21 protein-coding genes are annotated in these 21,869 nt (G+C 59.3%); 7 read left to right on the forward strand and 14 right to left on the reverse strand.

Features of this window, described 5'->3' with window-relative positions:
- Positions 1 to 11: 11 nt before the first annotated feature.
- The 6 genes from M8N44_RS10935 to M8N44_RS10960 all read right to left on the reverse strand — a co-directional run bounded on the left by M8N44_RS10935 (position 12) and on the right by M8N44_RS10960 (position 6,828).
- A complete protein-coding gene (locus M8N44_RS10935; RefSeq protein WP_180975129.1) occupies positions 12 to 1,583 on the reverse strand; it encodes a 3-phosphoglycerate dehydrogenase family protein in 1,572 nt (523 codons plus the stop codon).
- 19 nt (positions 1,584 to 1,602) lie between these two features.
- Positions 1,603 to 2,856, reverse strand: a complete 1,254-nt coding sequence (locus tag M8N44_RS10940; RefSeq protein WP_102727954.1) for a DUF1015 domain-containing protein — start codon at positions 2,854 to 2,856, stop codon at positions 1,603 to 1,605.
- A 24-nt stretch (positions 2,857 to 2,880) separates the two neighbouring features.
- Positions 2,881 to 3,324 (reverse strand): hypothetical protein, encoded by a 444-nt coding sequence (locus M8N44_RS10945; RefSeq protein WP_146020055.1) that lies wholly within the window; start codon positions 3,322 to 3,324, stop codon positions 2,881 to 2,883.
- Between the two features lie 82 nt (positions 3,325 to 3,406).
- A complete protein-coding gene (locus tag M8N44_RS10950) occupies positions 3,407 to 4,480 on the reverse strand; it encodes a pyridoxal-phosphate-dependent aminotransferase family protein (protein ID WP_102721558.1) in 1,074 nt (357 codons plus the stop codon).
- A 304-nt stretch (positions 4,481 to 4,784) separates the two neighbouring features.
- On the reverse strand, positions 4,785 to 5,807 hold the full coding sequence (locus M8N44_RS10955; RefSeq protein WP_102727956.1) for a YeiH family protein: 1,023 nt from the start codon (positions 5,805 to 5,807) through the stop codon (positions 4,785 to 4,787).
- A gap of 121 nt (positions 5,808 to 5,928) precedes the next feature.
- A complete protein-coding gene (locus tag M8N44_RS10960) occupies positions 5,929 to 6,828 on the reverse strand; it encodes a LysR family transcriptional regulator (RefSeq protein WP_102721556.1) in 900 nt (299 codons plus the stop codon).
- A gap of 158 nt (positions 6,829 to 6,986) precedes the next feature.
- Between M8N44_RS10960 and M8N44_RS10965 the strand changes: the two genes are divergently transcribed.
- The 3 genes from M8N44_RS10965 (at position 6,987) to M8N44_RS10975 (ending at position 9,297) form a co-directional block, all read left to right on the forward strand.
- Positions 6,987 to 7,805, forward strand: coding sequence for a hypothetical protein (locus tag M8N44_RS10965; protein ID WP_146021063.1), 819 nt, complete (start codon positions 6,987 to 6,989; stop codon positions 7,803 to 7,805).
- Between the two features lie 15 nt (positions 7,806 to 7,820).
- Positions 7,821 to 8,537 (forward strand): ankyrin repeat domain-containing protein, encoded by a 717-nt coding sequence (locus M8N44_RS10970; RefSeq protein ID WP_102727958.1) that lies wholly within the window; start codon positions 7,821 to 7,823, stop codon positions 8,535 to 8,537.
- Positions 8,538 to 8,877: 340 nt separating this feature from the next.
- Positions 8,878 to 9,297 (forward strand): hypothetical protein, encoded by a 420-nt coding sequence (locus M8N44_RS10975; protein WP_102721552.1) that lies wholly within the window; start codon positions 8,878 to 8,880, stop codon positions 9,295 to 9,297.
- 18 nt (positions 9,298 to 9,315) lie between these two features.
- Here M8N44_RS10975 and M8N44_RS10980 read toward each other — a convergent pair whose 3' ends face one another.
- The 7 genes from M8N44_RS10980 to M8N44_RS11010 are packed head-to-tail and all read right to left on the reverse strand — an operon-like array spanning position 9,316 to position 16,446.
- On the reverse strand, positions 9,316 to 9,771 hold the full coding sequence (locus M8N44_RS10980; protein WP_102727959.1) for a hypothetical protein: 456 nt from the start codon (positions 9,769 to 9,771) through the stop codon (positions 9,316 to 9,318).
- Between the two features lie 20 nt (positions 9,772 to 9,791).
- Entirely contained in the window at positions 9,792 to 10,901 is a 1,110-nt protein-coding gene (locus M8N44_RS10985) for a glycoside hydrolase family 43 protein (RefSeq protein ID WP_102721550.1), read from the reverse strand.
- 21 nt (positions 10,902 to 10,922) lie between these two features.
- Positions 10,923 to 12,068, reverse strand: coding sequence for a glycoside hydrolase family 43 protein (locus M8N44_RS10990; protein WP_102727960.1), 1,146 nt, complete (start codon positions 12,066 to 12,068; stop codon positions 10,923 to 10,925).
- Complete coding sequence (locus tag M8N44_RS10995; protein ID WP_022396333.1) at positions 12,065 to 13,318, reverse strand: prenyltransferase/squalene oxidase repeat-containing protein; 1,254 nt, start codon at positions 13,316 to 13,318, stop codon at positions 12,065 to 12,067. Before M8N44_RS10995 ends, M8N44_RS10990 begins: the two co-directional genes overlap by 4 nt.
- A gap of 3 nt (positions 13,319 to 13,321) precedes the next feature.
- Positions 13,322 to 14,548: a prenyltransferase/squalene oxidase repeat-containing protein gene (locus tag M8N44_RS11000; RefSeq protein ID WP_022396332.1), complete on the reverse strand. Its 1,227-nt coding sequence runs from the start codon at positions 14,546 to 14,548 to the stop codon at positions 13,322 to 13,324.
- Between the two features lie 17 nt (positions 14,549 to 14,565).
- On the reverse strand, positions 14,566 to 15,750 hold the full coding sequence (locus tag M8N44_RS11005) for an HlyD family secretion protein (RefSeq protein WP_022396331.1): 1,185 nt from the start codon (positions 15,748 to 15,750) through the stop codon (positions 14,566 to 14,568).
- Positions 15,751 to 15,765: 15 nt separating this feature from the next.
- Positions 15,766 to 16,446, reverse strand: a complete 681-nt coding sequence (locus tag M8N44_RS11010) for a hypothetical protein (protein ID WP_102731255.1) — start codon at positions 16,444 to 16,446, stop codon at positions 15,766 to 15,768.
- Between the two features lie 189 nt (positions 16,447 to 16,635).
- Here M8N44_RS11010 and M8N44_RS11015 point away from each other — a divergent pair, with 189 nt between their 5' ends.
- The 4 genes from M8N44_RS11015 to asnS all read left to right on the forward strand — a co-directional run bounded on the left by M8N44_RS11015 (position 16,636) and on the right by asnS (position 20,691).
- Positions 16,636 to 17,355: a hypothetical protein gene (locus M8N44_RS11015; protein WP_102727961.1), complete on the forward strand. Its 720-nt coding sequence runs from the start codon at positions 16,636 to 16,638 to the stop codon at positions 17,353 to 17,355.
- Positions 17,356 to 17,393: 38 nt separating this feature from the next.
- Positions 17,394 to 17,711 (forward strand): thioredoxin, encoded by a 318-nt coding sequence (gene trxA / locus M8N44_RS11020; protein WP_022396328.1) that lies wholly within the window; start codon positions 17,394 to 17,396, stop codon positions 17,709 to 17,711.
- 223 nt (positions 17,712 to 17,934) lie between these two features.
- Positions 17,935 to 19,215 (forward strand): C39 family peptidase, encoded by a 1,281-nt coding sequence (locus M8N44_RS11025; RefSeq protein WP_180971795.1) that lies wholly within the window; start codon positions 17,935 to 17,937, stop codon positions 19,213 to 19,215.
- A gap of 108 nt (positions 19,216 to 19,323) precedes the next feature.
- A complete protein-coding gene (gene asnS, locus M8N44_RS11030; protein ID WP_180971069.1) occupies positions 19,324 to 20,691 on the forward strand; it encodes an asparagine--tRNA ligase in 1,368 nt (455 codons plus the stop codon).
- A 170-nt stretch (positions 20,692 to 20,861) separates the two neighbouring features.
- Here asnS and M8N44_RS11035 read toward each other — a convergent pair whose 3' ends face one another.
- Positions 20,862 to 21,605 carry a PEP-CTERM sorting domain-containing protein gene (locus M8N44_RS11035; protein ID WP_022396325.1) on the reverse strand — a complete coding sequence of 248 codons (744 nt, stop codon included), beginning with the start codon at positions 21,603 to 21,605 and terminating at the stop codon, positions 20,862 to 20,864.
- Positions 21,606 to 21,869 lie beyond the last annotated feature (264 nt).

Here is a 21,869-nt window from a genome sequence, read left to right on the forward strand (position 1 = left end):
TCTAATTCCTGTTAAAGATTCAGGGAGAAGGCGGAGATGGCGTCTATCTCTTCCGCAATCTTGTTCAGCAGTTCATCGGAAACGGGTTTGTTGGTCTTGAGGACGGCCAGGGCTTCCCGCGTGGCGTGATCGGCCGGAGCGGCGATGTTGTCAATGTTGATGCCGTTGGAGTACAGGGCGGAACCGATGGTGGCGATGATGCCGGGACGGTCCTTGTAATGCAGGAACAGCGTTGTGCCGCGCAGGTCCGCATACAGCCCGTTGAAGTTGTTCAGGCGGGAGACCATGGGAATGCCTTCCGTCACCACGCCGCGCACGCTGGTGTTGAAATATTCCCCCTCATCTTCCATCACCACGTCCAGCGTGATGGAATCTTCATAGGGCTTGTCGTCCTTGGGCTCCCGCGCCTTGAAGACGATGCCGTGCTCCCGCAGGGATTCTTCCGCGGCGGCGGGCATGAGGCCCTTTTCCGCGTGCGGCAGCAGCCCTTCCAGAATGGGGGCAGTGAACCATTTGCGGAAGACGCGCAAGTTGCCGTAGAAGGTGCATTCCACCCGGCGGATAGGCTTGTTGCCTCCGGCTTTGCGGGCCAGGGCAGCGAGCAGGAAAGCCAGTTGGAGATGGGCCGGATTGAGACCGTTGGGGGATTCCCCGTTCACCACGCAGGAGGTGTCTCCGTCAGAAAAATAGGCCACCATCTGTTCCGCGGCGCGCTTGGCCGCCTTCGTGTTGGCCTCCCGGGTGTTGGCGCCCAGGTGGGGAAGGATGAGGTCCGCCATGGCGGCGGAAGGTTTTTCTCCTGGCGCGTCCTTGGGGTGGACGTCCGTCAGGTAGCCGATGTTTTTGCCCGCGGCCTTGGCGGCGGCCAGCGCTTCTTCATCCACCACGCCGTAGCGGGAGCAATTGATGAGCACCGCGCCGTCCTTCATGCTGTCGATAAGTTCCGCGTTCACCATGTGGTGGGTGGAGGGACCGCCCGGAACGTGCAGGGTGATGATGTCGCACTGGGAGAAGATGTCTTCAATGCTGGTGGGGGTGACGCCGATGTTCAGGGCGCGCTGGCGGGCCAGAAAGTGGTCGTAGCCCAGCAGGGTGGGTTCAAATCCCTGGAGGCGCTTGACGAGGTTGCGGCCGATGTTGCCCAGGCCGATGATGCCCACGGTTTTTTTGGTCAGCTCGCTGCCCATGTATTTTTTCTTTTCCCACAGGCCTTCCCGGGTGGTGGCGTCCGCCTGGACGATGTGGCGGTAATACGCCAGAATCATGGCCATGACTTCCTCCGCCACGGCGTTGGAGTTGGCGCCGGGGGTGTTCATGACGTCCACATTCTTCTTGCGGGCGTACACGATGTCAATGTTGTCGTAGCCGGCTCCGGCGCGGATGACCAGCTTCAGGGAGGGGAGGGCGTCCATGATTGCCGGAGTGACTTTTTCACTGCGGACGATCAGGGCCACGGTGTCCGGATGGGCGGCGGCCTGTTCTTCCAGAGGCGTGTCGGCGTCCTGGACGACTTCATAGCCGGCCGTTTTAAGCGTATTGGCCGCTACGTCGGAGAGTTTGGTGGGAATAAGAACCTTGTTCATGTTGGTATGGTGGAAAATGTCATTGTTCAATGGTATGGACAAAAAGTCCGCTGCGCAGCTTGGGCTCAAACCACGTGGACTTGGGGGGCATGATTTCCCCGGCATCCGCCACGCGGAAGAGGTCGTCCATGGTGACGGGGTACAGGGAGAAGGCCAGCGCCATTTCTCCGGAGCAGCGGCGTTCCAGTTCTCCCAGGCCGCGGATGCCGCCTACGAAGTCGATGCGGTCGCTTGTGCGCGGATCGTCAATGCCCAGGATGGGGGCCAGCACATTCGCCTGGAGAATGGCGCAGTCCAGGCTTTCGATGGGATGGTCCGCCGGGAAGGTTCCCGGTTTGGCGGTGAGGGAATACCACCGGCCGTCCAGATACATGCCGAATTCGTGCTTGGCGCGGGGGGCGTAGCCTTCTCCGGGAACGGCGTCCGCAGGCGCCACGTCAAAGGAGGCGCGGAGCTTTTCTAGGAATTCTTCCCTGGACAGGCCGTTCAGGTCGCGCACGACGCGGTTGTAGTCCATGATGAAGAGGTCTTCATCACAGAAGACGACGGCCATCAGGTAATTGAATTCCTCCTGTCCCGTGTAGTCCGGGTGCTCCTTGCGCCGCCTGGCGGAAACGGCGGCGCTGGACGCCGTACGGTGATGGCCGTCCGCTATGTAAAGAGCATCCACTTCTTCAAAGCCTTTGCGGATGGCTTCCACCGTGCCGGGATCGGAGACGGGCCACAGGATGTGGGTAACGCCGTCGTCCGTGGTGAAATCGTACTCCGGTTTGTGGAATTTGATCCATTCCCGGATGATGCCGGAAAGGCCCTCGTGCTTGCGGTAGGCCAGGAATACCGGTTCCGTCTGGGCGGAACAGGCGTCAAAGTGCTCAATGCGGTCCAGCTCCTTTTCCCTGCGGGTCAGTTCATGCTTTTTGATGACGTCGCTGGCGTATTCATCCACGGAGGCGCAGCCGACGATGCCCGTCTGCACGCGGCCCCACATGATCTGGCGGTAAATGTAGAAGGAAGGTTTTTCATCCCGGACGAGGTAGCCCTTGCGGACGAATGCTTCCAGGTTTTCCCGCGCCTTGGCATAGGTTTCCGGGGCGTGGATGGCGGTTTCGCTCGTGTCGATGTCGGAGCGGCAGATGTGGAGGAAGGAGGCGTCGTTTCCGGCGGCCATTTCCCTGGCCTCCCGGTGGTTCATGACGTCATAGGGGAGGGAGGAAACCCGCGCGGCCAGTTCCCGGGGCGGACGGAGGGCGGGGAAGGGATGGAGTGTGGACATGGAAAAATGAGAGAGTACAGAAGGTTAATGACGGAGGGAGCAATGATATAGCGCACGGATGCCGGAGACAAGCCCCGCCAAAATACATGCCGCAATGAACAGCAGCAGGTACCGCATGGGCGCTCCTGCCGCTTTGAGAAAATCCAGGGGCTTGAACAGGAGAAGCCGGACAAACTCTCCGCCTCCCGGAATGCTGTTCAACAGCAGGAGCATCCCGATGAGCAGCAGGAACAGGCTTGCCGCGGCGGCCATGCTCCATGTGCAGGAGCGCGCCATTTCCCCCGCCTGTTCCCGGTCCAGGCGTTTTTTCACCAGGATCAGGTAGTACGGAACAAGCATTAGAAAGAAGGCTCCGGACCAGGGGCGCATGGCTTCATTCAAGGCTCCGGCGATGATGAGGGCCGTCAGGACGCAGGCGGAGGCGATGATGAACAGAGCCTGGAGCGCCGTGTGAAGAACCTTGTTCATGGCGGCTGTTCCGTTCATTCTCCGGAGGAGGCGTTCTTCCCTCTTTCCCGGGCGGGGCCGGAAAAGAGGGAAGGGAAAACGCTTACTTGAGTTTCAGGATGTCCACGATGTTGGACGTGATGGAGCGCATGTCGTCCATCGTCAGCTCACCCATGTGGGCGATGCGGAAGGTCTTGTTCTTCAAATCCCCGTAACCGTTGCCGAGCTGCATGCCGCGTTCGATCAGCACGTTGTTCAGGGCGGCGATGTCAATGTCCCTCGTGTTGCTGATGACCGTCAGGGTGCGGGAAAGATGGTCCCGGTTGGCGAAGACGCTGAAATATTCATCCGCCCAGGAGCGCACGAATTCCGCCATGGCTTCATGGCGCGCAAAGCGGTTTTCCACGCCTTCCTGCATGATGCGCTGGAGCTGGAGGTCCATGGCGTACATGATGGAGACGCAGGGGGTGTTCGTGTACTGGTAGTCCTTTTTCTGGATAGTGTCGTAAATGGAGCGCAGGTCAAAGTAGCAACCGCGGTTGGGGACGGAGGCGGTGCGTTCATAAGCCTTTTGGGACAGCGTGCAGACAGCCATGCCGGGGGGGAGCGCCAGCGCCTTCTGGGTGGAGGTCACCAGCACGTCCACGCCCAGCCTGTCCGTTTCAATCCGGGAGCCGGCGGCGGAACTTACCGCGTCCATGCACCATACGACGTCCGGGTATTTTTTGAGTACTTCCGCAATTTCCTCCACCGGGTTCTGGACGCCGGTGGACGTTTCATTATGGGTGATGCAGATAGTGTCGTACTTGCCGGTGGAGAGGGCGGCGTCCACCATTTCCGGGGTGGTGGGCTGGCCGAGTTCGCTCTTGAAAATGTCGGAGGGAACGCCGTTGCCCGTGGCAATCTTGTACCATTTGTCGCCGAAGGCGCCCACGGAAAAAATGGCGGCTCGCTTGGCGGTGCAGGAACGCACGGCGCCTTCCATCAAGCCCGTACCGGAGGAAGTGGAGAGCAGGATTTCCTGTTCCGTCAGCAGAATGCGGCGCAGATTGTTGGAAATGCGGCGCTGCAGGGCGGAAGCCGCCTTGGATCGGTGCCCCATCATCGGGCCGCTCATGGCGGCAAGTACTTCAGGTGCTACTTCAGTGGGTCCGGGAATGAATAATTTGGTTGCCATTTGTTTTAAAAACTGGGTACGTGTACTATAGCGTCTCCAAACGGTTTGGCTATGAATTTTTGTTGGGGCAGGCTGGGAAAACCTGCCGCAGCAGCGGGAATAGGAGCGGTTTACTGCCCGGATCCGCCGGGAAACGAATGATAAATCCGGAATCAGGGGCTGCTTTTTATCTCAAGGAACTCATGTTGAGTAGCCGTTTCTCTGTTGGAAACCGTTCCGTTGCGGATGAAACGGCCTTTTTGCTTCCGTACGGGGAGGAGACGCGGATGCATGCTCCCCCCCGCAGGCGAAAGGTCTTTAAAGTTTAGAAGCTGATGAGCTTGACCAGCCAGTAGCCGCCGAAGAAGAGCCAGACGTACAGGAGGCCCGCAAGCAGGAAGGGGCGCGCTCCGGCTTTCTTGAACTTCTCAAAGCTGGATTCTGCGCCCAGAGCCGTCATCGCCATGGTCAGCAGGAACGTGTCCAGGGTGTTGATGGCGTCCACCAGTTCGGCAGGCAGCAGGTGCAGGGAATTGAAGCCGATGACGGCGAGGAACAGGAACGCGAACCAGGGGATGGTGATTTTACGTTTTTCGCTGTTTCCTCCGGCGGCGGAGTCCCGCCGCGCCAGGATGATGCTCAGGATGACCAGCACCGGGGCCAGCATCATCACGCGGATCATCTTGACGATGATGGCCGGGTCGGAGATGGCCTGCCCCATGGCGTTGCCGGCGCCCACCACGTGGGCCACTTCATGAAGGGTGGCTCCGGTAAAGAGGCCCATCTGTTCCGTCGTCAGGTTCAGCATTCCGGCCCGGTACAGGGCCGGATACAGGAACATGGATAGCGTGCCGAAGATGACGACGGTGGAAACGGCCACGGCCGCCTTGTAAGGCTTGCTTTTCACGACGGGTTCCGCGCCCAGGACGGCCGCCGCCCCGCAGATGGAACTGCCGATGGAGGTCAGAAGGGCCGTGTCCCGGTCCATTTTCAGCAGCCGCCCCAGTCCCGCGCCCAGCAGAATGGTGAGGGAGACCACAATGAGGTCGATCAGAAGAGCCGCGCCCCCGATGTCGATCACGCTCTGGAAAGTCAGCTTGAACCCGTACAGGACGATGCCTGTTCTCAGCACCTGCTTGGTGCAGAACTGGATGCCGGGCACCCACGCTTCCGGAAGGTGGTTGCGCAGGCTGTTGGCGTAAAGCATCCCCAGCACGATGCCGACGATCAGCGGACTGAAGGAGAGGTGTTTCACCCATTCAAAGTCCGCAATGTAGAAGGCGGAAAAGGAGAACAGGACGATGAGCAGGATGCCGTGGAGCGGATTGGCGAGATGTTTGGGGGACATGGGCTGTAGAATGATGGCTGCGGCCGCCCGTCTTGTCCGGAGGGGGAACGTGCCGGAACGGCTGCGTGGGAGATATACTCCACAATCATCATAAAATCTAATCAGAAATTGTTATAGGCGATTAGATTTTGTTATAATAATTCCGGCAGAATTTGATGAATAATTCATTGATTCTGCTGTAGTCTCCGTGCCCGTTGGCAAAGTGGAAGGAACGGCGGATTTCCAGATGGCGGAGATGGATTTTTTTCAAATCCCCGCGTTTGAGCTCTTCCCGCACGGCGAGGGAGGAGAGAAAAGAGCATGCCGGAGAATGCGCCAGATACATCTTGATGCTTTCCGTATTGCCCAGCGTCATCAGGACGTGGAGGCCGGAAGCGGCGATTCCGTGTTTCTTCAGGACTTCCTCTACCACCCGGCGCGTGCCGGACCCCGGTTCCCGCATGATCAGGGGAACATGGGAGAGCTGCGGGAGGGAGAGGCCTTCCCGCGGGGCGGCGGCATGAGAACCGCCCGCCAGAATGATTTCATCCTCCATGAAGGGCAGGTAATGCAGGTCCGTACGCCTTGCGGTGCCTTCCACGATGCCGAGCTGCACGGCTTCATCCTGCACGGCCTGTTCGATTTCCTCCGTATTGCCGCTTTTCAGCCGTATGCGTATTTCCGGATAATGGCGGTTGAACAGGGCCAGCAGCGGAGGCAGGACGTACTGGGACATGGTGGAGCTGGCTCCCAGGCTCAATTCACCGGAAACGGGCGTATTCCGGCCGGAAGACATGTCTTCCGCCAGCGTTTCATATTCCTTGAGGATGCGGCGGGAATGGACCAGCAGGCGCACGCCTTCCGCCGTCAGGGCGATGCCGCGGCCTTCCCTTTTGAACAGGCGGGCGTCCAGCAGGCGTTCCAGCTCCTTGATATGCCGGGTGACGGCCGGCTGCGTGATGAACAGCTCCTCCGCCGCGCGCGTGAAGTTCAGGCGCCGCGCGACGGTCTCAAACACTTTCAGCCGGAAATCCGTAATCATGGAGAAGGCATGCATTCAACCACGCCTCCGCGTTCCCGGCAAGCTCCTTTCCTTCATGCGGTTGCCCGTTGAAAAGAAAAGGCCGTGAAATCCGGATGATGACATGATGGCGGCTCGTGCGGGGAAGCCGGAAGGAAGAGAACAGGAGCAGCATGGGCATGAGATGGCGGATTATGGCCGCGGCGGCATTTTGCGTGGCCGGGTGGGCTTCCGGGGATGTGCCGTCCGATCCTTCCAGGGAGTTTTTACTGCCTTCCGGAACGTTGAAGGCGTTCGCCGAATATATACCAGCCTATGGAAAAGGTGCGGTTCCTGGTCCGGAGGGGACGGAGCCTGTCCGTCTGGAACAAGCGATAGACGCCACCCGGGCGGCGAAGGATGCTCGTGCGCTGAAGGAAGCCGCCGCACTGGACGCCTATTGGCAGTCCCGGCTGGATGCTCTTTATGCTCCCGTAGCCGCCTGGTTGGCTTCACGGTGGTTTGTAAAGTCGGAATTGATTGAACATCAATCAAAGTGGTTTAAGGAAATGCCTCTTCAGGAATTGCAGGATGAAATAGTGATGGAATCCTGGGTGCAGGCGCAGGTGGCTTGGGAGGCATTTTTAAGAGCGGATGAGAGGTTTTACAGGGCGTGGATGCTGGCCGACCAAAACCGGCGCTCTGCCATGAAGGGGGAGGGCGTACCCGATGCCGGGTCATTGGGAGAGCTGGAGGAGGCGGAAGTCCATGTGCGCCGGGCCTTCAAGAAGATGGAACGGATGATGGCTATTGCGGATACGGCCTGCGCGACGAATGCCTACCCTCTGGTGGACATTGCGCCCGTTGATCCCGGCTGGCAGGAGAATGACCCCGTGCTGCAAAAGGTGGAACAGGCCGTTTGTTCTTCTGAATATCCCTTCGTCAAGTTCCTGCTGGGCTCCTACCGGAATTACTGGAAGGCCCGGTTGTCCGGTATCCGGACGGCTTTCTTGCCGTAGAATGGCTGCAGTTTCATGCGTACCGGATGGGAGGACAGGCTCCGGGAGGCGGACCGGGCGTGGCGGCGTGATGTGGTTTTTTCCGTGGAGTATGAAATTCAGCCCGGCATTTATTTCTGGAGTTCCGGGATAGGCATTTACATGACGGCGCATGAGTCGTGGCTGTACCGCCAGAGGTGCCGGGATTTGCTGGCCGTCGCGGGGCTGGTACCGGAGAGAAGATCAGAGGGCTTCACCAGCCCGGCCCGGAATTTTGCCGGCTTTGGGGAAGCGCGTCTGATCGTGGAGCGCATGGCAGCGGCCGGAGGATCGTCCGCTGCGGCTTACCGAAAATTGTCTGAAAACCTGGAAAGGCTGCGCACGGATTTATTCAGTTCGGTTTCTCCCTGGCCAGCCGTTTTTTTGGCCGTGGAAACGGGGGATGAGAGCATGCTTCGTTTTCTGATGTCCCGGCTTCGCCTGTCCGGGGAGGATATGCTTCCGGGCGGTACGACGACTCCCCTGATGAAGGCCGTTGCCTCCCGATCCGCTCCCCTGGCGGATATTCTGGTTTCGTGCCGGGAGCTGCTCAATGCGGTGGATGCCAGGGGCCGTACGGCGTTGGACATGGCGCTGGAGCGCGGGGATGGGGAGATGGCCGCGTTGCTGCGGCGTCACGGAGGCATCACCGGAGAAGAACGGAAAAAGGAGAGAGAACATTCCTCCCCTTCCTCTCCGCCTGCGTATGACTGAGCCGGAGCCGGGAACGTTTTTCAGAGCTGGTGCGGGAGGTCATTCCCGGCAGGTTTTTTTGTTGGAAGGGGAATGGTTTTTGTTAATGCCGCCTTACCTGCCCGGAGCATGGTTGTCCGGAATATTCCGGAGGGTGCAAGGGCTGGAAGAGGTCCCGATGGTTTCCGGCGTGCAGCAACGCGTTCAAGACGGAGATAAGACAAACGGGCGGAAGTTCTGTCATTCATAAACGTTTCTGTTTGAAAATAAGTGAATTTGGAAAGTTTTCACGGCATAGTGGAAGTTCCCGGAACCGTGCATCGTCTGAACGGAACGAGACGGGAGGGAATCAAATGCCTATATGAAACTGCATTCCATGATCATTGTCGGCGGAGCCGGCCTTTTGCTGTTGGGGGCCTGTTCCCCTTCTTCCTATCAGACCACGTTCCCGGAACCGGCCTATGTGAAGGTTTCCACCAATAACGGAGCCTATGCGCCTTATCCGGACAACCCCATCGGCCAGCAGGAACTGGTGTACTGGTATGATTCCCTTACTACCCCCATGACGGTGGTGGCGGAAGTACCGCCCACTCCCATCGTCACCAAGGGCCCCGGCCCGGTGATCCTTGATTCCAACGATTTCTCCGCGAAGCTGTACCGGGACAGAACGGAAATCAAGAAGAAGGACAAGGATGGCAACTGGGTCACCAGCGTGCGCCCCACCACTCCCGCTGACCAGCGCATGAGGAATTATGTGATGGCTTCCAAGAAAGCCCGTTAATCTTTTCCTCCGTTAAATTCACGAAAACCTGTCCGGCCTGCTTTCCTCTCCGGAGGAAGCAGGCCCGGCTTGTTTACAGGCAGGTTTTTCTTCCCATTCATCCGCGGAAACGGGACGGCGGCGAACGCTTTTCCCCGGCCATGGGAGATAGGCGTCCGTATAAAAGGAGGAGCCGCAGCCCCGGCATTCCAGCATGATGCCTGTGTCCGGCCTTCCCTGTTCCTCCGGCGTCTGCGAGGCGGGGCGAAGCCCGGCATGCCCGCAGTGTGGGCAGCGGATGGGGAGAGGGGCGGCATATTGAATCATCAGAACTGCCGTGCAGACGAGCGCCCAGGCAATGTAACCGGCCCAGAAAGGCCATTCCGGATTCAGCAGCCAGATTGCCGTGACGACGGGAATGGAGCACAGGGCATATAGCAGGGTGCGCTTCTGCCTCGTGGCCAGGAGGTGGAAGCAGTAGATCGTATCCTGCATGAAAGGGGGGAAGGAAACGGTTACAGATCCTTCAGGGTCCATTCATCCTTCCATTCCAGAATGATCTGGTCGCCGTCCCATTTCATGGGAAGCCACATGTGGCGGCCGTCAATGGCGTTTTTAGGCCGCCAGATGTCCGCCATGAAGATGAATTTGCCGGGCTTGCCCTGTACGGGCAGGATGTAGGTGCTTTGTCCGCCGAAGGTGATATTGGCCTTGGGCCCCACGCAGGGATTTTTGAGCTCCGTCCACGGTCCGGCCATGCGGGGGGCCACGGCGCTGCGAGCCGCGTTGGGTGCCCAGCCGGAGCAGCCGGAGGCGATCATGTAGTATTTCCCGTTGTGCTTGCAGATGGCGGGAGCTTCCATGTAGCGGTTGACGAAGACGCGGACGTATTTTCCGTTATGCCCGGTGTAGTCCGGCGTCAGTTCCGCGATGTGCAGGGTGATGTTCCCTTCGGAGGAGTAAATATGGTAGGCCTTGCCGTTGTCGTCCACAAAGATGGTCATGTCACGGCTCATCTGGCCGCCGGGGAAGTCCCTGCGGATGATGCGGACATAGTCAGGCATCTCCTTGGTGAACTCGGTCGTCTGGTCCTTTTTGTCCAGATTCAGGGGCCATTTGCCCGGATTGACGCGCCCGGCTTTCAGGAACGTGAACGGTCCGGTGGGCTTTGTGGCCGTAGCCACGCCCGCGTACGCGGAACCGTAGCCCTTCCCCCTGAGTTCCAGGTGGAACCACATCACGTACTTTTTGGTCTTCTTGTTGTAGACTACCTTGGGGCGTTCCAGGATGCAGCCCTTGGCGATGGGGTGGGAGTTGTCCCCTTCCACCACTTTCAGGGCGATTCCTTCGTCCTTCCAGTTGTAAAGGTCCCTGGAGGAATAGCAGTGCACGCCCACCTGGGCGCGGTTTCCGGCGTCCCCCTCCACCTTGTGCTCCCCGTACCAGTAGTAGGTGCCCTTGTCGTACAGGATGCCGCCGCCGTGGGCATTGATGTGCACGCCGTTGTTGTCCGTCCAGATTTCACCGGGCTTGAAGGACGTGTGTTTGACGGGGGCGTCAGCCGTGGCAACGGAGGAGAGGCAGCAGGCCAGTCCGGCAAAAAAGGTGAGCAGCAGTGTTTTCATGCGTGTTGGCGGTGAATCGGGTTACATGTCTTCCAGTTTCCATTCGTCTTTCCATTCCAGTTTGATCTGGTCTCCGTCAAACTGGATGGGAAGCCACATATAGCGGCCGTCAATGGCGTTCTGGGGCCGCCAGATGTCCGCCATGAAGATGAATTTGCCGGGTTTGCCCTGTACGGGCAGGATGTAGGTGCTCTGTCCGCCGAAGGTGCTCCCGGCCTTGGGACCCACGCAGGGGTTTTTGAGCTCCGTCCACGGTCCGGCAATGCGGGGAGCCACGGCGCTGCGGGCGGCGTTCGGCGCCCAGCCTGTGCATCCGGAGGCGATGAAGTAGTATTTGCCCTTGTGCTTGAAGATGGCGGGAGCTTCCATGAAGCGGCCGGGGAAGACGCGGACGAATTTTCCGGTGTGCTCCGTGTAGTCCGGCGTCAGTTCCGCGATGTGGGTAGTGCTGTTTTCCTCGGAGGAATAGATGTGGTAGGCCTTGCCGTCATCATCCACAAAGATGGTCATGTCCCGGCTCATCTGTCCTTTTTCAAAGTCCTTCTTGAACATGTCCTCGGAACGCACGCCTTCCGGCAGGGCGCTGGAGGTCAGGCCGGGCACTCCCTTGAACGTTTTCATGGTCTGGTCCTTCTTGTCCATGTTCATGGGCCATTTGCCCGGATTGACGCGCCCGGCTTTCAGGAACGTGAACGGGCCGGTGGGCTTTGTGGCCGTAGCCACGCCCGCATAGGCCGCGCCATAGCCTTTTCCCTTGAGCTCCAGATGGAACCACATCACGTACTTTTTGGTCTTCTTGTTGTAGACCACCTTGGGGCGTTCCAGGATGCAGCCTTTGGCGATGGGGTGGGAGTTGTCCCCTTCCACCACTTTCAGGGCGATTCCCTCGTCCTTCCAGTTGTACAGGTCCCTGGAGGAATAGCAGTGCACGCCCACCTGGGCGCGGTTTCCGGCGTCCCCCTCCACCTTGTGTTCTCCGTACCAGTAGTAGGTGCCCTTGTCGTACAGGATGCCGCCGCCGTGGGCGTTGATGTGCACGCCGTTGTTGTCCGTCCAGATTTCACCGGGCTTGAAGGACGTGTGCCGGACCGGCGTTTCCGCGGTGGAGACGGCGCCCGCGCCGCAGAACAGGCAGAGCGCCAGAAGGGATTTCATGGTGTTTGTCATGGCCGGAATGGTGTGGAAGTAAGGGATGAAGGCGGTTCCGGCTGTCCGTACAGCTTGTCCCACGCGCGGGAAAGGGCGTAAAGGGCGTAGCCGGTGCCGTAGAATTTGTGATAATTGTACAGGGGGTAATCCCACCAGGAACCGTCTGTTCCCTGACGGGTGAGGATGTCGTCCGCCAATAGAGACGCATGGCGTTTTACCTGATTTGGGGCCAGCATGTCCAGACACATTCCTGAATAATAGTATCCGTAGTAGAAAAAGTAGCCGGAATTCTGAGCGAAACTTTCATGGGGAGTGGGCTTGTGCAGGGCCATCGTCAGCCATCCCCGGCGGCTCCACAGGCGGTCCAGTCCGTCCACGAGCTGGCGCAGGGAGATGTCCTCCGGCTCCCAGAGCCTGATGGCGTAGTCACAGGCGGGGGTGCGTGCCAGGCTGCCGGTGTGGCGGTTGATGGGCCGGCCGGGATAGAAGGCATGCCCCAGAGAATAGACGTAGGTTCCCGCCGGCGTCCTCTGGGATTTGAGGAATTTCAACGCGCGGCTGAATATTTTGTTGTCCAGCGACAGGCCGAATGATTTTCCGGCCATCCAGGCGGAGATGAGGACGGTTCCCGTCAGGAAGGAGGTAGGCTGCGCCGCGGGCCGTTTGCTGAAGCCGGAATAGGTGAGGTAGCCCCAGCCCCCCATGGCGGAAGCCAGCTCATTGAGCTTTTTCACCTGGGAGCCGGCGCAGCTTTTCAGCTCCCGGTAGCGCGGGCTGTTCCGGTCCAGTCTTGCGGCCCGCATGCTCATGGCGTCCAGCACGTAGGTATGCGCCCAGGTGTTGTACACGCAAAGGGAGTCGCCGCGCTTCAAATGGGGCATCGTACGGATCAGGTAGTTTTCCGCGCGGGTCATGGCCTGCTGCACGGCGGGTTCGTTGTGCAGGGGGCTGGCGTTAAGCCCCGCAATGCACAGGGCGGTGCTTGCCGTCTTGAAGGTGAGCGGGCCGTCCGGATAGGGGCAGAGGATGTTCCAGGTGCCGATCACCCGGTGGTCGCCCCAGGAGCCGTCCCTGTTCTGCGTTTTCAGCAGGAAGTCTACGCCGCGGCGGAACGCCTGGTCAAATTGTTCGGATTTCGCGGGCGGGATGTCCGGAATTTTGGCGATCTGGATGGCATCCGCCTTTTCCGCCTGCGCGGGTTTCCCGTGCGCTGCGGGAAGATGCAGGCACAGAATCGCGAGAAGGCTGGTCGTCAGCAGGCGGAACATGGGTCAGGAGGCCGTTGCGGCATTGGAAGGGTACAGGGATTCCCTGACGCGGGAGACGGCGTACAGGGCATAGCCGGTACCGTAGAATTTATGGTAGTTGTACAGGGGATAGTCCCACCAGGAGCCGTCTTTTTCCTGCATGGGCAGGAGGTCGCTTGCCAGATGGGAGGCATGGCGCGCCAGATGTTCCGGGGCCACTTCCTCCAGGCAGCGGGCGGCGTAATAATACCCGTAGTAGAAGAAGTAGCCCGCGTTCTGGGCAAAGCTTTCATGGGGAATGGGCTTTTTCACGGCCAGGGAAAGCCAGCCGCCGCGGCTCCAGATGCGTTCCAGGCCGTCTTCCAACTGCCGCCTGGAGATGAAAGCCGGGTCATACCGCATCAGGGCCAGGTCTCCGGCGGGGGTGCGGGCCAGACTGCCGGTGTGGCGGTTGATGGGCCGGCCGGGATAGAAAGAGTGGGAAAGGGAATAGACGTAGCTGCCGGCAGGGGTCCGCAGTTTTTCCAGGCAGGCGACGGCGCGTTTGACGACTCGGGCATCCGGCTTGAGGCCGAAGGCCTGTTCCGAGTCCTTGTAGGCGAGCAGGACCGTAGCCGTCAGGAAGGAGGTGGGCTCTCCGATGGGACGTTTGGAAAAGGTTTCAAACGTATAATAGCCCCAGCCGCCCTGGACGTCCGCCATCTGGTCCAGCGCCTTGACCTGAAGGCCGGCCACTTTTTTTAGTTCCGCATACAGGGGGGAATCCGCAGGAAGATTGCGGGCCGCCCGGCTCAGGGCGGAGAGGCCGTAGGCATGGCCCCAGACGCCGAGCACGGTGCGCGTGTCTCCCCGTTTCAGGGTGGGCAGCGTGGTTAGCAGGTATTGCACGGCCTTGTCCAGCGCGGCCTTGACGGCGGGGTCCTCCTTCAGGGGGCTGGTGAGCAGGCCGATTACGCACAGGGAGGTGGAGGCCGTTCTGAACGACCTGGGCCCTTCCGGGTAGGGGCAGATGACGTTCAGCCCCTTGGTGCGCGTATGGCTTCCCCAGGAGCCGTCCCTGTTCTGTTCCTTCAGCAGGAAGTCCGCCGCCTTCCGGATGGAGGCGTCCAGGGTTTCCCGGGAGGGCGGCGGAACGTCCGGCACCCTGGCAATGGGAATGGTATCCCTTTTTTCCGCGTTTTCCGCCGGAATGGAGGCGCAGAGCGCCGTGCTGGCCCCCAGGGCGGCGAGAAAAAAGACGGCTTTATTCATGGAGGTCCGTAGGGGGATCAGGCCTGCTGGTCCTTGATGGTGACCTGGACGGGGAGGCCGGGAGCGAAGATCTGGCTGGCGGGAACCTTGGGCGTGATGATGATGCGGCGCTTGCCGTCCGCCCCCGGAATGGGGCTGGCTTCCGTAATGACGCCGGGAATCTGCATGTTCGTTACCTTGATGACGACGGCTTCCCCCACCTTGGGCGTGGCGGTGGAGTCCGGCAGCGTGGCCTGCACGATCAGTTCCGAGTTCGGCGGGACGATGGTGGCGATTTTGTCAAAGGCTTCCAGCTTGCCGCCGGGCTTGAGCTTTTCCGCCACCGGAATGGCTACCCATTTGTCCGCCACATAGCCGCCGTACAGCAGGATGCCGTTTTCAGGGGCCTTGAAGGCGGCCATTTCCCGGTCCGCTTTCAGTTCGTTGTATTTGTCCTGAAGGCGGCGCAGGGACACCTCCGCCTCCGTCAGGGCTATCTTTTTCTGTTCCAGGTCAAAATCAGCCTGCTTCCGGGCCTGTTCCAAATCCATCTGCTTTTCCTTGACCGCCGTGGCGTAGTCTTCCCCCAGGCGGTGGATGTTGCGCAGCTTGGCCAGCTCCGCGACTAGCTTGGCTCCCTGGACGGCAAATTCGCTTTCCCCCAGTTCGTTTTTCAGGCGCTTGAGGATGATTTCTTCCGTTTCCTCCGCCACCTGGTCATCCTTGTACATCTTGGTAAGCTGGTTCAGCTCCTCCTGCTTGTAGGACATGTGGCGCAGGGCCTTGTTGACGCGTTCCTCTTCTTCCGCCAGCATGCGGGCCTTCCGCTTTTCCAGGAAGTCTTTCTGGTCCTCCTCCGTCCGGGTCAGGGCCGTCTGGTATTTTTGCAGAGCCAGCGCGGAGCGTTCCTTCTGCTGGTCCAGGGCGTACCGGAGTTTCAGCACTTCCAGGTTTTTGCTCTTGATGGTGCGTTCGTAGTCTTCAATGCTCTTGTCCAGGATGCGGAAGTCCGCCTGCGCCACGGATTCCCCCTTCTTGACGGAGCTGCCCTGCGGCATGATGCCGAGCAGGAAAATGTCCGAGCTCCCCTTGGGGGAGAAGGAAATGGACTTGGTGTTTTTCTTGGGAAGCAGGATGCCCGGGGCAATGGAATCCGCCAGGGCGGGAATTCCGATGAGCAGGGCGGCCAGAAGTCCGGCCGTTGTAAGAGTTGTGCGGTTCATGGTGGCAGGATGGAATCAGGATTGATGCGCGGAAAAGGGGACGAAGCGCCCCTTCTTTCCAAGAATAACGGTGTGAAAAGTGGTTTTCTTTCCTTTATGTGAGGCAGGCACGGCCTCCGTGCTCACTTCAAAACCCGCTTTTTGGAGTGTGCGGGCAAGCCGGACGTCCGGCCGGGCCACGGTGATGACCAGCAGGCCGCCCTGCTTGAGCGCGGCAAAATAGTCGGAAGCCTCCGCCACGCTCAGGTTCATGCGTTCATGCGTGGAACGGCACAGGATGGCGTGGAAGCTTTTCGGGTTTTTGCGGGCGATCTGGAGCGCCGGAGTGAATTCCACGCTGACGCGGGGATCGTGCAGGAAGCCGGGGCGTTCCCCGTCCATCAGCTCCTGGTGCCAGTCAACGAGCGGCTTGCAGGGCTCCGCTACGATGAAGCGGGCCTTTTCCCTCTGGACCAGGTCCATCAGGGCAAACAGGGTGAACCCCAGGCTTAGGCCGTCCAGGAGAAAAGCGGGCTGGTTGGCCCTTTTAACCGGGGCTGCCGCCATGGCCGCTGCCGCTTCATTGCTCCCATGGGAAAAACTGGACGCGAGCTGCACGCCGTCACGAAGAAGAAAATGGAAGCCGTCCCGTTCCCAGAGGTCGAGAATGGAACCGTCGGGCAAGGTGGTGGAAGCTAATTTGGTAATGGGTTTCATATGAAATAATGCCGGATACACAGCGTAGGAAAGAACGCTTTTCAGGGCAAGTCCGGACAGCGTGTTTAGGATGGAATACGCTCCAAATTAAAAAAAATTGCACGGAATTTGGGCTTTGCGCATTCTTTTTCTTGATTTACGGTCGGAAATAAGCGAGAGCTATCGTTCAGCACAGCTATTTTTTCCGATATGAGTAATCCACCTCCCCCCTCCATTCCGGGCGGTACTCCGCCTCCGCCCAGCATTCCGACTCCGCCGGCCGCTCCCTCCGTGCCCAAGGCACCGGCGGCTCCCTCTGTCCCTCCCGCCTCCGGCGCTCCTGCGGCTCCCGCCGCACCCGCCGCGCCGCCCGCTGCTGCTGCGCCCACCATTCCCCTTCGTCCCGCCGGGCTCGGCGGAGGCATCAAGCTTGGCGGCGGGTTGAAGACGGTTGCTCTCGGCTCCGCCACGACGCCCGTGGCTCCTCCCGCCGGTGCGGCACCCGCAGCCGCTGCGCCCACCGTTCCCCTGACCCCTCCCGGGGCAGGCATGGCGACCGCCCAGCTTCCGCAGGCCACCATCGGGCTGAATACCGCTCCTGCGGCCGCTCCGGTTTCTTCCGCCTCCTTTACGGCCAAGAAGTTTGAAGAAGATACGGAAGCGTCTCCCAATACGCTGCTCAATATTCTTTCCTTCGTGGCTCTTGCCTTTGCGCTTATTTTCGTTGGTTATCAATACGCCACGGATACCCTGGAAGCCCGTAGCATGACGGGCTGGCTGGGGAGCGACTCCAAGCCCGCTGCCGCGGCTCCCACCTCCGCCGGTGAAGAAGCGACCGATGACGCGGCCGCCGAATCTTCTTCCGATGACGCCTCCTCCGATGCCCCTGCAGAAGAGTCTTCCGATGATGGCGCCGATGCAGAAGAATAAGTGAACATAATGACTGTTGAAATACTCTAAGCGGTACTATGGCAAACGTATTTTCTGAAGCAAATTTTGAGGATGAAGTCCTGAAGTCCGACATTCCTGTGCTTGTCGACTTCTGGGCTACATGGTGCGGCCCCTGCCGCATGATCGCCCCGATCATTGACCAGCTTTCCACGGAACTGGCCGGCAAGATCAAGGTGGGCAAAGTGGATGTGGACGCCAACAACGGCCTTGCCGCTACCTATGGCGTGCGTACCATTCCCACCCTTCTGGTTATCAAGGACGGGGAAATCATGGATACGATGGTGGGAGCCTCTTCCAAGGACGCCATCATGCAGCGTTTGCGTCCGTTCATGTAACCGGACTGGTTTATTCATTCAAGCCGGCCTGCTGCGGAATGTACCGCGGCAGGCCGGTTTTTTTGTTCCTGGGGCCTGTCTGAATGAATCCGGTGAAGGGAAGGCTAATAACGGACCGTCCGCCGGGGTAAGATTCATTTTTTCTTGGCAGGACCGCCATGGAAGAATACATTGTCAGCATGGGCCCCGAGCAGCGGGACCGTTCCTCTACTCCTTTGCCGTTATGCGATTTATCTCTTCATTCCTCTCTGTCTTTTCCGCCTGCTGCCTTCTTCCCGCCGCATGGGGGGCTGGCGACATGGCGCCGGATTTAAAATCCGGCGCGTTCTGGACCCTCCCGCAACCGGATTTGTTTGGGAAATATTTCAACGGGGAATCCGGAGGCTGGGTGGACAGGGACAAGACCCAGCTCCGGATTGCGAAGCCTGCAATCAAAATAGGGGAAATGTCCCTGGGGGAAATGCTGGTGCACTGGAAGGAAGGCGTTCCCCAGTCCATGACCGTCATGATGTACAACAAGGGGGACAACGGGGCCATTGACAAGGATGAGTTTGAAAAACGCCTGGACCGCGTCAGGGAAGGGCTGACCGCTCTCACCGGAGTGCAGCCCAGGGAGTACCGGGCCACCCGGAAGGAGGCGGTGGTCAAGGTCAATGGCTGGTCCTGGATTTGGGACAAGGGGGCGATTACCCTGGAAACCAATACGTCGCGGGAGGGCAGGGAATTTGAAGCGGAATTCATCCGGTTGAAGGCCGGCCCCACGGAGGCTTCCATCGCGAGGGGCGACGCTTCTTCCCGCGCCAGAAAGGCGGACATCAAGCAGCACGTCAGGAAAGAAGGAAAACGGGTGGTCATCCAGGACATTCCCATGGTAGACCAGGGGCAGAAGGGTTATTGCGTGGTGGCGACCGCCGCCCGGATTTTTGCCTATTACGGAATGGATTACGTGGACCAGCACGAACTTGCTTCCCTGGCCAATTCCTCCGCGGAAGGAGGAACCAGCACGGCGGCAATGGCGGAGAACCTGAAAAAGATAGGGGCGCGCTTCCAGATCCGGATCAAGGTGCTGGATTCCCTGACGGACACCCGTGATTTCCGGAATCTGCTGAAAGCCTACAACCGCGCCGCCTCCAAATTAAAAAAGGAGAAGGTGGAGAATGAATATGACTGGTCCGGCTTCTGGGACAATGCGGACGGGGAGGTGCTGAAGCTGGCGCGCGCCGGATCTCCGTCCCAGATGGACAAATGGCTCAACGCCATCAGGCCCTACATCACGGCGGGCATTCCCGTGCTGTGGTCCGTTCAACTGGGCATCGTTCCTGAGCCGCTGCGCCTGTCCCAGACGCGCGGTGGCCATTTGAGGCTCATCATCGGCTTTGACGAGGAAAAGAAGACGCTCATCTTCTCGGATTCCTGGGGTGCGGCCCACACGGAAAAGGAAATGCCGCTGGCGGACGCCATCGCCATTACGACGGGGCGGCAGGTTATGCAGCCCTCCAAATAGAGCCGTGCTGCACGCCCTCCTTCCGCTGCCGGAAGCGCCTGAATATTCTCTCCGGAGAAAAGTAATTCTGCTGGCATGGGAAAGGCGCTGTATTATACTTGCGCCATGATCAGCAGAACATTGGTGAAATATGCTTTGAACAGTGAGGCGGAAATGCCGGACGTACTGATTCAGGGCTGGGTGCGTACGCGCCGTGATTCCAAGGCTTTTTCCTTTCTGGAAGTAAATGACGGTTCTTCCGTGGCTTCCCTCCAGGTGGTGGCGGATGCAGGCATTCCCGGTTATGAACGGATTGGGGAAATGACCACGGGCTCCGCCGTGAGCGTTCGCGGGGCTCTGGTTGCCGGACAGGGCAGGCAGCGATGGGAACTGCGCGCTGCCTCCCTGGAGCTGGTGGGGACCGCTCCGGATTCCTACCCTTTGCAGAAAAAGGGGCATACGCCGGAATTCCTGCGTTCCATCGCCCATCTGCGCCCCCGCACCAACCTGTTTGGCGCCGTGTTCCGCATGCGTAGCAGGCTGGCCTATGCCATCCACCGGTTTTTCCAGGAGAGGGACTTTTCCTGGGTCAGCACGCCCATTATTACCGCCAGCGACTGCGAGGGCGCCGGTGAAATGTTCCGTGTGACGACGCTGGACGTGGGCGACGCCGCCTCCCGTGACGCAGCCCTGGATTTCTTCGGCAAGGCGGCCTACCTCACCGTGAGCGGACAGCTTGAAGGGGAGGCGTTCGCATGCGCACTGAGCAATATTTATACCTTCGGCCCCACTTTCCGGGCGGAGAACTCCAATACCACGCGCCATGCGGCGGAATTCTGGATGGTGGAGCCTGAAATGGCCTTCTGCGACCTGTACGGAGACATGGACATGGCGGAAGCGTTCGTCCGCTTCCTGGTCGGCGACGCCCTGGAGAACAGCGCGGAAGAGGTGGAATTCCTGACCCGCTTTGTGGACAAGGGACTGCGGGAACGCCTGGAGCATGTGAAGGAAACGCCGTTTGTGCGCTGTTCCTATACGGAAGCCGTGGATATTCTGCTCAAGAGCGGGAAAACGTTTGATTACCCCGTTTCCTGGGGCATCAACCTCCAGAGCGAGCACGAACGCTTCCTGACGGAAGAGCATTTCAAATGCCCGGTCATCGTTTACAATTACCCGAAGGAGATCAAGCCTTTCTACATGCGTCTGAACGAAGACGGCAGGACCGTTACCGCCATGGACGTGCTGGTGCCCGGCATCGGGGAAATCGTAGGGGGAAGCCAGCGTGAGGAACGGCTGGACATTCTGGAGGAAAACATGCGCCGCATGGGCATGAATGAGGAAGCCTACCGCTGGTATGCGGATCTGCGCCGCTACGGCACGGTTCCGCACGCCGGATTCGGAGCCGGGTTTGAACGCCTGCTGATGTTCGTGACCGGAGTGACGAACATACGCGACGTACTGCCCTTTGCCCGCACGCCGCGCAACTGCGAGTTCTGACCTGCGCGGGGAAGCTTCCGTTTTTCCGTTCGGGGCGGCGTTGCGCGGCCCCGGAGCGGCCGCGTTGGCGAATGGGGAAATGCTTGTGAAAATTGACCCCGCCGGCAAAAGAAAACCCCGGCTTTCCCTTTGGGGAGCAAGCCGGGGTAAAATCGGTGCTGGGGCGGAGACTACTGTCTCTTTCTTCTTAACAGCAGGGAGCCCAGTCCCAGCAGGCTCAGCGTGGCCGTTGCGGGTTCCGGAACGGTTTCATAGTTGATCAGTACCTTGGTGACGCCGTTTTCCGTGACCTGCGTCACGGTCGCCTGTACCTGGGAGTTGCTGGCGATGTTCAGGCCGCTCAGGTCCAGATTGAGGTTGCCTCCCTGCTGGGCGGATTTGATGGAAGCCAGTTCAATCGTTCCGCTTCCGGAAAGGCTGTTCATATCCAGCGTGCCGGTGAAGGTGACGGTTTTTCCGTTGGTCCAGAAGTTGGTGAGGTCCGTAGCGGTCCAGGAACCGTGTTCCGCCGCCGTAAAGGTGCCGAAATCCAGCGTAAAGTCACGGCCCAGTCCAAAGGCGTTGCTGGATTCAAATACCAGATGGGAATTGCCTTCCAGGGTAAAGGAATTGACGTTGAGATCCCCTATCGTAGTCGTGCAGACCAGGGTGCTTCCGGACCCTACCTGGACCGTATTGGTGGCGCCGAAGAAGGATTGCGCGGTGGACCAGGTAACAGTTCCGGCGTTTTCCCCGATGATGGCGTTGTCATTGGTGCTGTGCTGCGGGAAGTAGCCGTTCGGCGCGCCGTCCACCGTCCAGTTGTTGGAATCTCCATAGATCCCGTTTCCTGCCGCTCCGCTCCAGACATAGGTGGCAGCCTGGGAAATCCCGGCGGATAGGCAGCATAAAATGCAGAATGTAGATAATCTCATGCTCAACAGATACTTTAACAGAGACACGGATAACGGATTTCCAATCCGGCGTCAATGCAAATGTTTGAAGGAGGAACACATCAGGCAAACATATCTTTACTACAACTTAAACGGAAAAGAGGGCACGAGCATTTAATTAATTCATAATTCATTTATTGTAAAATATTTATTTTTTAATAAACCGGGAATCGGATTGGAAATCCGTGCAGACGTCATTCCTTTATTCGGAGATGCCGTTTTTAAAAGAAAAGATTTAATGTGCGG

The sequence above is a fragment of the Akkermansia massiliensis genome, assembly GCF_023516715.1.
Taxonomy (GTDB): Bacteria; Verrucomicrobiota; Verrucomicrobiia; order Verrucomicrobiales; family Akkermansiaceae; genus Akkermansia; species Akkermansia massiliensis.

Bases quoted from the DNA above. Each gene is read 5' to 3' on its own strand.
- M8N44_RS10935 (WP_180975129.1), bottom strand. From the start codon at position 1,583: ATGAACAAGGTTCTTATTCCCACCAAACTCTCCGACGTAGCGGCCAAT.
- M8N44_RS10965 (WP_146021063.1), top strand. From the start codon at position 6,987: ATGAGATGGCGGATTATGGCCGCGGCGGCATTTTGCGTGGCCGGGTGG.
- M8N44_RS11025 (WP_180971795.1), top strand. From the start codon at position 17,935: ATGCGATTTATCTCTTCATTCCTCTCTGTCTTTTCCGCCTGCTGCCTT.
- M8N44_RS11010 (WP_102731255.1), bottom strand. From the start codon at position 16,446: ATGAAACCCATTACCAAATTAGCTTCCACCACCTTGCCCGACGGTTCC.
- M8N44_RS11015 (WP_102727961.1), top strand. From the start codon at position 16,636: ATGAGTAATCCACCTCCCCCCTCCATTCCGGGCGGTACTCCGCCTCCG.
- M8N44_RS11005 (WP_022396331.1), bottom strand. From the start codon at position 15,750: ATGAACCGCACAACTCTTACAACGGCCGGACTTCTGGCCGCCCTGCTC.
- M8N44_RS10950 (WP_102721558.1), bottom strand. From the start codon at position 4,480: ATGGCAACCAAATTATTCATTCCCGGACCCACTGAAGTAGCACCTGAA.
- M8N44_RS10975 (WP_102721552.1), top strand. From the start codon at position 8,878: ATGAAACTGCATTCCATGATCATTGTCGGCGGAGCCGGCCTTTTGCTG.
- M8N44_RS10990 (WP_102727960.1), bottom strand. From the start codon at position 12,068: ATGACAAACACCATGAAATCCCTTCTGGCGCTCTGCCTGTTCTGCGGC.
- M8N44_RS11000 (WP_022396332.1), bottom strand. From the start codon at position 14,548: ATGAATAAAGCCGTCTTTTTTCTCGCCGCCCTGGGGGCCAGCACGGCG.
- M8N44_RS11035 (WP_022396325.1), bottom strand. From the start codon at position 21,605: ATGAGATTATCTACATTCTGCATTTTATGCTGCCTATCCGCCGGGATT.
- M8N44_RS10980 (WP_102727959.1), bottom strand. From the start codon at position 9,771: ATGCAGGATACGATCTACTGCTTCCACCTCCTGGCCACGAGGCAGAAG.
- M8N44_RS10960 (WP_102721556.1), bottom strand. From the start codon at position 6,828: ATGATTACGGATTTCCGGCTGAAAGTGTTTGAGACCGTCGCGCGGCGC.
- M8N44_RS10985 (WP_102721550.1), bottom strand. From the start codon at position 10,901: ATGAAAACACTGCTGCTCACCTTTTTTGCCGGACTGGCCTGCTGCCTC.
- M8N44_RS10945 (WP_146020055.1), bottom strand. From the start codon at position 3,324: ATGAACAAGGTTCTTCACACGGCGCTCCAGGCTCTGTTCATCATCGCC.
- M8N44_RS10995 (WP_022396333.1), bottom strand. From the start codon at position 13,318: ATGTTCCGCCTGCTGACGACCAGCCTTCTCGCGATTCTGTGCCTGCAT.
- M8N44_RS10955 (WP_102727956.1), bottom strand. From the start codon at position 5,807: ATGTCCCCCAAACATCTCGCCAATCCGCTCCACGGCATCCTGCTCATC.
- M8N44_RS10970 (WP_102727958.1), top strand. From the start codon at position 7,821: ATGCGTACCGGATGGGAGGACAGGCTCCGGGAGGCGGACCGGGCGTGG.
- trxA (WP_022396328.1), top strand. From the start codon at position 17,394: ATGGCAAACGTATTTTCTGAAGCAAATTTTGAGGATGAAGTCCTGAAG.
- M8N44_RS10940 (WP_102727954.1), bottom strand. From the start codon at position 2,856: ATGTCCACACTCCATCCCTTCCCCGCCCTCCGTCCGCCCCGGGAACTG.